Raw genomic sequence first — 11,174 nt, forward strand, 5'->3', positions numbered from 1 at the left:
CAACCGAAGTGTTCAATGGGGTTGTCGCAACCGCCGGCTGAAACCGTCTCATTGATCGGCGCTACACACGTCGCAGGCAGCGTTTCAACTTCTGTTGCGAGGAGTCCAATCGTCGCCGCGGTGGAATCGTCTCCGCGGTGGGTGCGTTGTTTCACGTGGAACATCCACGCCGACGTCCAGAGCGGGCTCCGCCTATTGTGGCGCCTCCGAGGCGGACGAGTGGACGCCGGTAAGTCCCTCGCGGCTGCGCGACTACATCCGAGATCGAAGTCGTCCGTTCGCGAGTCGACGAACCGTGCGCGGGTGCGCACCGGGTCCCGTCAACCTCGTCCTGGCGGACGTACGCGACACTGCTTGTTCAGCACCGTTCGCACTTCGTGGTCAACTGAAATGGCGCCCGCGACTAGCCCGCGACTTCATTCATCAATCATCACAGTGACGAAACTACCTGGTATGGGAGGATGCCCGCTAACCGCGGTCAAAATCGCGGATTTGCACGGTTTCCAGCCAGAGTCGGGACACGTTCTCGGGACGACCGGTTCATGAACCCGGTTTCGATACGTGGCAATGGAATGATGCTCGCGCTCGACGAGCCAGCGGCCCTCCAGCGTTCGCAGCCCACAAGTCAGTCCCAGTCTGTTGCCGGGGTCGGCAGCCAGTTCTCCGGGAGTTCCGCGCACTGCAGTAAGGCGTTCGGCATATGCGACATCGCATCGCTGCCGGAGGTGCCATTCAGCGAATCGATTTCGAACGTGGAACCGCCACTCGAAGAACGGTGGCCACGTCTCACGACAGGCCTCCATTCCACAAACACCGCCGCACGAGGTGGCACATCGAATATCACAAGAGCCTTGGAGTGGTCAGCCACAACGCCTTCGATGTCACCGGCCATCACCCGACCTTTCGCTCATCCGTGTCGACTCACCGGCAGCCGCCCAATCATCGCGGCGGGGGAGGGGGTGGGTTGTTTCACGTGAAACCGCCTTCCAAGAAGGAAGATCCGCCGGAAACACGAAAAGGGCGGGGCTACCGAACAATCCGGTAGCCCCGCCTTCGAATCACTGTGTGTCAGTCCTTGATGAGGACCACACGACGCGACGGCTCCGCACCCTCGCTCTCACTGGAGACACCGTCGACCTGGGCGACCGCATCGTGCACGATTTTGCGCTCGAACGGCGTCATGGGAGCAAGCTCTTCACGCTCACCTGTCTCGAGAACACGCCGCGCCGCGGACGCACCCAGTTCGGTGAGTTCCGCACGTCGACCAGCGCGCCACCCGGCAATGTCCAGCATCAGTCGACTGCGCTCGCCCGTCGCCTGCTGTACGGCAAGACGAGTCAACTCCTGGAGGGCGTCCAGAACCTCACCCTTGTGGCCGACCAACTTCGTCAAATCGTCTCCGCCGTCGATGCTGACCACTGCGCGATCGCCCTCGACGTCCAGGTCGATGTCGCCATCGAAGTCGAGCACATCGAGCAACTGCTCGAGATAGTCGCCGGCGATCTCTCCCTCTTCGATCAGGTAATCGTCATCAGAATCGGAGTCAACCTCGGTGTCCGGGCTCTGCGTGGGAACAGTCACGTCTGTCTCATCTCCGTCCACTGCGATGTCAGGCTCACTAGCCATGCTCGTTCTCTTTTCGTGAATCAGCGCCGCTTGCGCTTGGGGGATTTTCCGCGGTTGGCCTGCGGGCGGGAACCAGGTTTCGGTTTCGACGTACCCGTGGACGATCCACCGCTCGATGTGCCGGTCGACTGTTCGGGAGTGCTGTCCTCCACCGCTCCGTCGACGATCTCCGGCTCGATCGCCGCGGACACCTCTTCGGATGTCGCCTCAGGCTTCTTCTTCTTCTTGGCCAAGTCGGGACGAGCGCCGGGCTTCGGGGCATTGTCTGCGCGTCGCGCGAGCGCTGCCTGCTTCTTCTCATCCTCTTCCGCGTCGATTCGGCGGAAGACGATGTGCTGCTGCGCGTACGTCCAGATGTTGTTACTCACCCAGTAGAGAAGGATCGCGATGGGAAGGAATGGACCACCGACAAGAACACCGAGAGGGAACACCCACAATGCGAGCTTGTTCATGATCGCGGACTGCGGGTTCGCAGCGGCCTCCGGGCTCTGCCGCGCAACGGAGGCGCGCGAGTTGAAGTGTGTCGCCACACTGGCTATCACCATCAAAGGAATGGCAACCGCCGCGATATTCAGGACCGTCGGAATGGGCCCATAGATCGCGAATGCCTCGAGCTGCGCCTTCGGCGTCGTGATGGCCGCCGAAATGGGCGCTCCGAAAAGACGAGCACTCAGGAACGACTGCACATCTTCGACACTGAAGAAGTAGTTCGGGGTGTTGGCGTTGTCCTCGACGGACATGCCGAGCTGACCGAAGCCGGTGCCGGTGCGGTTGAAGGACCGCAACACGTGGAACAGGCCGATGAACACCGGCGCCTGCGCCAGAACCGGAAGGCAACCCATGATCGGGTTGAACCCGTGTTCCTTCTGCAGTTTCTGCATCTCGACAGCCTGACGCTGACGATCGCCCGCATACTTCTTCTGCAACGCCTTGATCTGCGGTTGCAGCTCCTGCATCTGCCGCGTGGTCCGAACTTGCTTGACGAATGGCTTGTAGAGGATGGCGCGCAGCGTGAAGACGAGGAACACCACGGACAACGCCCAGGTGAATCCGCTGTCGGGCCCGAGGAAGGGAATTGCACCGAAGATCTTGTGCCAGACCCAGAGGATCCCGGACACCGGATAGTAAATGAAGTCGAGCACGGCTCTATGTACTCCTCTGTTCGTCCACGTTCACCCGACAGCGATGGCGGCTATCACGGCGGGCCGGGACGGGGTCCCACCCACCAGGGTGCCAGGGTGCGCACTTCGCCAGCCGCACCACCGTCAAGACAATGCCTTTGAACACACCGTGGGTGCGTAACGCGTCGACCGCATACTCACTGCAGGTCGGCATGAACCGGCAGGTCGGCATCCGTAGGGGCGACACATACGTCCGGTACAGCTCGATGAGAAAGATGAGAATACGCGCCGGAAACGCACGTACCGACTTCCATGCACGTACGGCCCTGGACTGGTCCACGGCCGTCTCGTCGAGTTCAGTTTTCATGCGGAATTACTCACAGGCGCAAGAAGATCCAATCGCGCGAGACCCGCGCGGAGTTGCTTGTCCAGGTCCCGGCTACTTGCAGTCGCAGCTCCCGGAAGAGCACGAATCACCACATCGACATGGCTGGGAACATCTCCCACCAGATCGACACAGATATGACGAAGCCGGCGTGCGACTCGATGTCGAATCACCGCCGGCCCGACAACCTTACTGACGACGAGTCCGAATCGCGGACCGCCGCTTATCACCAACTCGTCTGTCTGTGCACGGTCGAAAGCGTGCACAACCAGGTCGCGTCTTCCCATCCGCCGACCGCGCCGAACAGTCAGAGAAAAGTCTGAATGCCGACGCAATCGGTGCGGCTCAGGCAACACCCCGAGCTCCTGAACCCAGAATCTGGATCAGGCGGTGAGAGATTCGCGGCCCTTACGGCGACGCGCCGAAACGATTGCACGACCCGCGCGGGTCCGCATACGAAGACGGAAGCCGTGAACGCGCGCGCGGCGTCGGTTGTTCGGCTGGAACGTCCGCTTGCCCTTGGCCACGGTCAACACTCCTCGAAGTTCATCGACGCCTCCCGGCGTCATGGATCTAACATTGGCAAAAACTCAGGTGGTCAATCGAAGCGCGAGGGTCGGACTCGGAACTGGACTCAGCCAGCACGGAATCGTCACCTCACCGCCGGGTGACTGTTCGAGAGTACTTATCACTCCCGGTCAGGTCAAACTCACTCACCCACTGTTCCCCGCGGAATCGAATGGCCGACACGCCGAAGATCGACAAATGTTTGCACCCCCACATTCGATGTGCCAAACCGCTGTGAGGTTGCCGACACTGTTGCTAGCGTTGATTGCATGGTCTCGCCGATGAACCTTGACCGAACATCCAGTCCTCGGTTTCACTGTTCTCATCTGCACGTTCACCACAATTCATCCACAGGGCAAAGATCAAGTGCCGCACCGAGCCGCCCCGAGGGTTGTTAACCCTGTCCGCTACGGCGTTCCACCACCCTTCCCATCCAGACGTTACTGAATAGTCGCAGGTCAGAGCGCCGATCCTGGGCGTTTCCGCACGTGACGACGACTCGACCCGAGCCGTCTCCGAGTTGTCCACATCTGTGGATAATTGTGTGGAAACACAGTTCAGATGGCATATTCGTAGGTCCGTACGGGGTCCGTCCTCACGTCTGGGATCGGTTGTTCACAGCCCGGCGACGGCACCTACACCTCGGCTCGGCACTCCCCGATGTCGAGTCCGCGAACATACTGGGGAGGAACCACGTGAACGACGATCCACATGCGCTCTCACGGATCTGGATCGATGTCGTCGCTGACCTCACATCCGATTCGCCGGGCGGAGATCTACCGCCGCTCACCCGAGGACAGAAAGCGTGGCTGGCACTCGTCAAGCCCCTCACGCTCGCCCAGGGATTCGCACTGCTGTCCGTTCCGTCGCCCTTCGCGCAGGAGGCCATAGAGCGAGACCTTCGCGAGCCGATCCTCCATGCCCTCGGCCGGCATCTCGGAGAGCAGGTGGAAGGTCTCGGGGTCCGCATCGCCGCTCCCACGGACGACGAACCCGAACCCGTGGAGCGGGCATACCAGCCTGTACCCGGCCCGCGACATCTGGACCCCGCAGTCACCGGCTCCGATTCGTACCGCCGCCGCCGGTACGGCACCGACGACCAGTCGCATTCCGACTTCTCCGACGCCGAGGAGGTCGACGACGACAGCGAGGCTCTCGCCAGCGTGCACGAATCCTGGCCGTCCTATTTCACGAAACCGGCCGCCGGACCGGCCCCTGTCTCGACGGGCACCAGCCTCAACGCCAAGTACACGTTCGACACCTTCGTGATCGGCTCGTCCAACCGGTTCGCGCACGCCGCCGCCGTGGCCATCGCAGAGGCCCCTGCACGTGCGTACAACCCATTGTTCATCTGGGGGGCGTCCGGTCTCGGTAAGACCCACCTCCTGCACGCGGCAGGTCATTACGCGCAGCGGCTGTTCCCGGGCATGCGGGTGAAGTACGTCTCGACCGAAGAGTTCACCAACGACTTCATCAACAGTCTCCGCGACGACCGCAAGGTGGCGTTCAAACGACGCTACCGGGAAACCGATGTGCTGCTGGTCGATGACATCCAGTTCATCGAGGGCAAGGAAGGTATCCAGGAGGAGTTCTTCCACACCTTCAACACCCTCCACAATGCCAACAAGCAGATCGTCGTCTCGTCCGACCGGCCGCCGAAGCAGTTGGCCACACTCGAGGAACGTCTCCGGACCCGATTCGAATGGGGCCTGATCACCGACGTCCAGCCACCGGAACTCGAGACGCGCATCGCCATCCTCAGCAAGAAGGCCCGCATGGACCGCCTCGAGGTGCCGGACGACGTCCTCGAGTTGATCGCCAGCCGGATCGAACGCAACATTCGGGAGCTCGAGGGTGCCCTCATCCGTGTGACGGCGTTCGCATCCCTGAACAGGCAGCCCCTCGACCTCACGTTGGCGGAGGTCGTCCTGCGTGATCTCATGCCCGACTCGTCGAGTCTCGAGATCAATGCGGCCACGATCATGGCCGTCACCGCGGAGTACTTCAACATGTCCATCGACGACCTGTGCGGTCCCGGCAAGGCACGACCGTTGGCTTCCGCCCGCCAGATCTCCATGTACCTCTGCCGTGAGCTGACGGATCTCTCGCTGCCGAAGATCGGCCAGACGTTCGGGCGTGACCACACCACCGTCATGTACGCGGACAAGAAGATCCGCAAGGAGATGACGGAGCGGCGCAAGGTCTACGACCAGGTGCAGGAACTCACCGCGCGCATCAAACAACGTTCCAAGCGATAGCGGCGCTCGAGCGACCCCTCGAGCGACCCCTCGAGTTAGCCCCTCGAGGGGTCCTCGAGCCGGTCCTCGAGGTCTGCGCCAAACCCCCGGCCCCGCAACACGCCGGGGCAACCCGCCGAGCGCTGGACCTGCAACGAAGCATGCACACCTGTGGATAAGCGTGGGGATGAAGTGGAATCTCTGTGGACAGAGCGTGGAGAACTTCGAACAACCTCGAGTAGTCCACATGGGTACCGAATTCGTCCTCGAGTCTGTCCTCGAGAACTCCACACGCCGGGACGCGGAGGGACCAGCACCTACGACCGTTCGTCCACAGATTCCACAGGACCTAATAGTACTTCTGAATAATTCCTTTAAGAAACTCTTTGAAAACAGGGTTGGGGATCGCATCGGTTCACAGGCCGTCGTCGGCGACTCGAGGACGGCACGGTTCCGCTTTCAACTTCGTCCTCGAGGGCATACGGTTATGCATCGCCGCCCTGTGGAAGACTGCAGTGCTGTGGTCACGGCCCGACCGTGTCTACCTAACGTGCCTACCGAGAGGAACCACCCGGCGATGGAGCTTGGAAGCCTGAAGTTTCGCGTCTCCCGGGAAGAATTCGCTGATTCAGTGGCGTGGGTCGCTCGCAGTCTGCCGTCACGGCCTCCTGTCCCGGTCCTCGGCGGAGTTCTGCTGGACGCGACCGAACAAGGGTTGACAGTTTCCGGTTTCGACTACGAGGTATCCGCTCAGGTCCGGGTCGCCGCCGAGGTCGGAAGCGTCGGCCAGGTGCTGGTATCGGGAAAGTTGCTGGCCGACATCACCAAGTCGCTGCCGAACAAGCCTGTCGATGTGACTCTCGACGGCACCCGTGTTCTCATCACCTGCGGAAGCGCCAAGTTCTCGCTGCCGACGATGCCGGTCGAGGACTACCCGCAGCTTCCACAGCTGCCGCAGCAGACCGGCTCGATTCCCGCTGACGTCTTCTCCGAGGCCATCAGCCAGGTGGCTGTCGCCGCAGGCAAGGACGACACGCTCCCGATGCTGACCGGTATCCGGCTGGAGATCGATCACACCAGGATCGTCCTCGCAGCAACCGACCGTTTCCGTCTCGCGGTCCGGGAACTCGAGTGGTCTCCCGGAAATCCGGATACCACCGCCGCCGTTCTCATTCCTGCCAAGACGCTTTCCGAATCGGCGAAAACGCTTGCCGGAGATGCAACTTCGCCGGTCGAGTTGGCTCTGGGTTCGGGCTCGGCCGTGGGTAACGACGGTCTCCTGGGCATTGTCAACGACGGCCGCCGCACCACTACGCGCCTCCTCGACGCCGAGTTCCCGAAGTTCCGCCAGCTTCTGCCGTCGGAGCACACGGCCATGGCGACGGTGGAGATCGCACCGCTCATGGAAGCCATCAAGCGGGTGGCGCTGGTAGCCGAGCGCGGCGCGCAGGTCCGCCTCCAGTTCTCGAACGAGGAATTGCTCCTCTCGGCAGGCGGAGACGACGCGGGCCGGGCCGAGGAAGGACTCGATGCGGTGTTCCAGGGTGAGTCCCTGACCATCGCGTTCAACCCCGGCTACCTCCTCGACGGGCTGTCCTCGCTGCACAGTGAACGAGTTCTCTTCGGATTCACGACGTCGAGTCGTCCCGCGGTACTGCGGCCGGCTACGGAGGACGAGATCGAACCCGACGAATCCGGAACCTTCTCGGCGCCGGAGAGTGCGTACACGTACCTGCTGATGCCAGTGCGTCTTCCCGGCTGACACCGACCCGGAAGTCGAAACAGTCACTGCTGGAAGAACTCTCACGGGTGGACGGAGACGCGATGCAGATCGGGTTGGTCGGACTCGGAAAGATGGGCTTCAACATGCGCGAGCGGTGGCGCGCGCAGGGCCTCGAAGTCGTGGGCTACGACCCGCGACCCGAGGTCACGGACGTGGGGTCACTGTCCGAACTGGTACAGCGACTCGAGTCACCGCGCGTGGTGTGGGTGATGGTTCCGGCCGGAAAGATCACCCAGGACACCGTCACGGCACTGTCCACCATGCTCGAGACCGGTGACCTGGTTGTCGACGGAGGGAACTCGAGATACACAGACGATCGGGTTCATGGCGACCTCCTGGCCTCGCGCGGCATCGGTTACCTCGATTGTGGTGTGTCCGGGGGTGTGTGGGGACTCGAGAACGGCTACGGGCTGATGGTCGGTGGTTCGCCGTCCGATGTCGAACGCGCACTTCCCCTCTTCGATGCGCTGCGCCCCGAGGGTGAGCGCGCGGACGGCTTCGTTCACGCCGGCCCGATCGGGGCCGGCCATTACGCCAAGATGATCCACAACGGCATCGAATACGGCCTGATGCAGGCGTATGCGGAGGGATACGAGCTCCTCGAGGCCGAGGAGCTGGTTACCGATGTACACGGGGTGCTCCGTGCGTGGACGAAGGGCACGGTGGTGCGTTCGTGGCTGCTCGAGCTGCTCGTCAAGGCACTCGGTGACGATCCCGATTTCGCTGAGATCTCCGGTTACACAGAGGATTCGGGTGAGGGACGATGGACGGTGCAGGAAGCCATCGACCATGCGGTGCCCGCTCCTGTCATCTCGGCGGCACTGTTCGCCCGATTCGCGTCTCGCCAGGACGATTCGCCCGCGATGAAAGCGGTGTCGGCGCTGCGTAATCAGTTCGGTGGGCACGCCGTGAATCGGGCGGATGACGGGTCCGAAGCCGGTTCTGGAACATAGGTGTTCGTTCGCGCGCTCTCGCTCAGAGACTTCAGGTCCTGGGACGCACTCACCATCGAGTTGCGCCCGGGATGCACTGTCTTCATCGGGCCCAACGGCCACGGGAAGACGAACATCCTCGAGTCCCTCGGTTACCTGTCCACCCTCTCGTCCCATCGGGTGGCGTCGGACGCCCCGCTCATCCGTACCGGCGCCGGTACGGCGTTCGTCGGTGCCGCCGTCGTCAACACGGGCCGCGAACTCACCGTCGACATCGAACTGAACGAGGGCAAATCCAACCGGGCCCGCATCAACCAGTCACCCACTCGGCGGCCGCGCGACATCCTCGGCATCTTGCAGACGGTGCTCTTCGCCCCGGAGGATCTGTCGCTGGTGCGCGGGGATCCGGGTGAGCGGCGGCGCTACCTCGACGAACTCCTGACCTCGCGTCGGCCGCGCATGGCTGCGGTTCGCGCCGACTACGATCGGGTGCTGCGGCAGCGGTCAGCGCTGCTCAAGACCGCGGGAGGTGCCCTGCGACGGGGCTCGCGAGGTTCGCATTCGAGCGAGGACGGCGCGAGTGCTCTTGCCACACTAGAGGTCTGGGACGGACACCTCGCGGCGCACGGCGCCGAGCTTCTGGCAGGACGCCTGCAGTTGGTGTACGACCTCGCTCCGCATCTCGCGGAGTCGTACCGGTCCCTGGCACCGGAATCGCGGCCGGCGAGTATCCGTTATCGCTCGAGTCTGGGTACCTCCCTGCCTCCGGAATTCACCGATCCGGCCCGAGTGCCGGAGGCCGGCGACGTCTCTTTCCTCGCCGACCGATTCCTGAAAGAACTGTCCGTCATGCGGTCCAGGGAGATCGAGCGCGGTGTGTGCCTGGTGGGCCCACACCGGGACGACCTCGACCTGCAGCTCGGCGACACCCCCGCGAAAGGTTTCGCGAGCCACGGGGAGTCGTGGTCGTTTGCCCTGTCACTGCGGCTCGCCGCGTTCGCGCTGCTCCGTTCGGACGGCAGCGACCCCGTGCTGATGCTCGACGACGTGTTCGCCGAACTCGACCGCCGCCGGCGACGAGCATTGGCGAAGGTGGCGGCCGAGGCGGAGCAGGTCCTGATCACCGCGGCCGTCCCTGAGGACGTTCCCGAGGAGCTCGACGCGATGCGGTTCGCCGTGGAGGCTCGCGACACGGACCGCGGCCGAATCTCGCACCTGACGACCGAGACGGAGGAGGCTACCGGGCATGACGGATGATCTCGAGCCTGTCGCACCTGCGGAGCTGGAGTTGAAGGGCGTCGATCTCGCCCGCCGTGCTCTCGAGGAGGCCCGTGCCGCGGCGAAGGCCAGCGGCAAATCCGTCGGGCAGGGCCGGCGTTCGGGTGTGCGGGGTGTTCGGGCGCGACGTCGGCGCGGGTGGTCGGGGCCGGGTCCCGACGACCGCGATCCGCAGCCGTTCGGTGCGTTGACCAGTGCGCTGGCGAAGCAACGTGGCTGGTCGCCGAAGGTTTCCGAGGGGACAGTGCTCGGCCGGTGGCCGCAGGTGGTGGGGGAGGACATCGCGGCACACGCCGAACCGACCGGTCTGCGTGACGGGATTCTGAGCATCTCCGCGGAGTCGACGGCCTGGGCGACCCAACTTCGGATGATGCAGTCACAGATTCTCGCGAAGATCGCCGCTGCCGTCGGGAACGGCGTGGTGAAGTCACTCCGGATCACGGGGCCGACGGCTCCCAGTTGGCGCAAGGGCGAGCGGCACGTTCGAGGTCGAGGTCCGCGCGACACCTACGGATAGATCGACACCTGGTTTTATCTATTACTCGGTGTTACGGTAACTCTCAGTTGTACGAGTGAACTGCGCCACAACGTTGTCGTCGTGGCGTGGAGGTCGGTACGAAGGAGTAACCACATGTCCGCCCCGACTGCATCCCGCAAGTCCGCTGCCCGGATCCACGAACCGGACCACATTCTCTTGCAGGCCAGGAACGTCGAGTTCGACTGGACGAACCTGCCCATGCATTGGATTCCCGGCGATCCGTTCAGCACCCACGTGTTGAACGTCCTGCACCTGCTCCTTCCCGCTGGGGAGGAATGGTTCGTCGAGACGTTCAAGGAAGCGTTGCCGCTGATCGAGGACGAACAATTGCGCGACGACGTCGTCGGTTTCATCGGCCAGGAAGCGATGCATGCGGGAGCGCACACGGGTGTGCTCGCGCATCTGAAGGAGAACGGACTCGATCCCACTCCCTTCACCGCGCAGATGGAATGGACGTTCGGAAAGATCCTCGGGCCGAGGCCGCTCACCGGTATGCGGGAACGGAACTACCTCGTCGAGCGACTGGCCGTCATCGCTGCGATCGAGCACATCACCGCGTTTCTCGGTGACTGGGTACTCAACGCAGACGGGTTGGACCGCGCCGGTACGCATCCGACCATGCTCGACCTGCTGCGCTGGCACGGGGCGGAGGAGGTGGAACACCGGTCCGTCGCGTACGACGTGATGCGGTACTTCGACAAGCGGGA

12 protein-coding genes are annotated in these 11,174 nt (G+C 63.1%); 6 read left to right on the forward strand and 6 right to left on the reverse strand.

The genetic code is table 11. From position 1 onward, the window contains the following. Positions 1-625: 625 nt before the first annotated feature. The 6 genes from WAW17_RS25400 to rpmH all read right to left on the reverse strand — a co-directional run bounded on the left by WAW17_RS25400 (position 626) and on the right by rpmH (position 3,659). Positions 626-892 carry a hypothetical protein gene (locus WAW17_RS25400; RefSeq protein WP_422335645.1) on the reverse strand — a complete coding sequence of 89 codons (267 nt, stop codon included), beginning with the start codon at positions 890-892 and terminating at the stop codon, positions 626-628. Positions 893-1,068: 176 nt separating this feature from the next. Next, complete coding sequence (locus tag WAW17_RS25405; protein ID WP_422335646.1) at positions 1,069-1,626, reverse strand: protein jag; 558 nt, start codon at positions 1,624-1,626, stop codon at positions 1,069-1,071. Positions 1,627-1,646: 20 nt separating this feature from the next. Next, the gene (gene yidC / locus WAW17_RS25410) at positions 1,647-2,768 is read right to left on the reverse strand and encodes a membrane protein insertase YidC (RefSeq protein WP_422335647.1); all 1,122 of its coding nucleotides are present in this window, start codon (positions 2,766-2,768) and stop codon (positions 1,647-1,649) included. 4 nt (positions 2,769-2,772) lie between these two features. Continuing rightward, positions 2,773-3,114, reverse strand: coding sequence for a membrane protein insertion efficiency factor YidD (gene yidD / locus WAW17_RS25415; protein WP_422335648.1), 342 nt, complete (start codon positions 3,112-3,114; stop codon positions 2,773-2,775). Continuing rightward, the gene (gene rnpA, locus WAW17_RS25420) at positions 3,111-3,488 is read right to left on the reverse strand and encodes a ribonuclease P protein component (RefSeq protein WP_422335649.1); all 378 of its coding nucleotides are present in this window, start codon (positions 3,486-3,488) and stop codon (positions 3,111-3,113) included. The genes yidD and rnpA overlap by 4 nt, the downstream gene beginning before the upstream one ends. Before the next feature lie 27 nt (positions 3,489-3,515). After that, positions 3,516-3,659, reverse strand: coding sequence for a 50S ribosomal protein L34 (gene rpmH / locus WAW17_RS25425; RefSeq protein ID WP_005263481.1), 144 nt, complete (start codon positions 3,657-3,659; stop codon positions 3,516-3,518). Positions 3,660-4,394: 735 nt separating this feature from the next. On the opposite strand from rpmH, the gene dnaA reads away from it, so the two are divergent. From dnaA to WAW17_RS25455, 6 genes are all read left to right on the forward strand, one after another. Then, positions 4,395-5,957 (forward strand): chromosomal replication initiator protein DnaA, encoded by a 1,563-nt coding sequence (gene dnaA / locus WAW17_RS25430; RefSeq protein WP_422335650.1) that lies wholly within the window; start codon positions 4,395-4,397, stop codon positions 5,955-5,957. A gap of 556 nt (positions 5,958-6,513) precedes the next feature. Beyond that, positions 6,514-7,698: a DNA polymerase III subunit beta gene (gene dnaN / locus WAW17_RS25435; RefSeq protein ID WP_422335651.1), complete on the forward strand. Its 1,185-nt coding sequence runs from the start codon at positions 6,514-6,516 to the stop codon at positions 7,696-7,698. 62 nt (positions 7,699-7,760) lie between these two features. Further along, on the forward strand, positions 7,761-8,672 hold the full coding sequence (gnd, locus tag WAW17_RS25440) for a phosphogluconate dehydrogenase (NAD(+)-dependent, decarboxylating) (protein WP_422335652.1): 912 nt from the start codon (positions 7,761-7,763) through the stop codon (positions 8,670-8,672). Next, on the forward strand, positions 8,673-9,908 hold the full coding sequence (recF, locus tag WAW17_RS25445; protein ID WP_422335653.1) for a DNA replication/repair protein RecF: 1,236 nt from the start codon (positions 8,673-8,675) through the stop codon (positions 9,906-9,908). Then, a complete protein-coding gene (locus WAW17_RS25450) occupies positions 9,898-10,446 on the forward strand; it encodes a DUF721 family protein (RefSeq protein ID WP_422335654.1) in 549 nt (182 codons plus the stop codon). The genes recF and WAW17_RS25450 overlap by 11 nt, the downstream gene beginning before the upstream one ends. A 114-nt stretch (positions 10,447-10,560) precedes the next feature. Beyond that, on the forward strand, positions 10,561-11,174 hold a 614-nt coding region (locus WAW17_RS25455), incomplete at its 3' end, for a metal-dependent hydrolase (protein ID WP_422335655.1).

Origin of the sequence: Rhodococcus sp. (in: high G+C Gram-positive bacteria), from assembly GCF_049286785.1 — a bacterium.
In the GTDB taxonomy this organism is placed as follows: domain Bacteria; phylum Actinomycetota; class Actinomycetes; order Mycobacteriales; family Mycobacteriaceae; genus Rhodococcus_F.

What these genes read in the sequence shown, in the direction of transcription:
- WAW17_RS25450 (WP_422335654.1), top strand. Translation starts at nt 9,898, where the DNA reads ATGACGGATGATCTCGAGCCTGTCGCACCTGCGGAGCTGGAGTTGAAG.
- WAW17_RS25400 (WP_422335645.1), bottom strand. Translation starts at nt 892, where the DNA reads ATGGCCGGTGACATCGAAGGCGTTGTGGCTGACCACTCCAAGGCTCTT.
- dnaN (WP_422335651.1), top strand. Translation starts at nt 6,514, where the DNA reads ATGGAGCTTGGAAGCCTGAAGTTTCGCGTCTCCCGGGAAGAATTCGCT.
- gnd (WP_422335652.1), top strand. Translation starts at nt 7,761, where the DNA reads ATGCAGATCGGGTTGGTCGGACTCGGAAAGATGGGCTTCAACATGCGC.
- WAW17_RS25405 (WP_422335646.1), bottom strand. Translation starts at nt 1,626, where the DNA reads ATGGCTAGTGAGCCTGACATCGCAGTGGACGGAGATGAGACAGACGTG.
- yidD (WP_422335648.1), bottom strand. Translation starts at nt 3,114, where the DNA reads ATGAAAACTGAACTCGACGAGACGGCCGTGGACCAGTCCAGGGCCGTA.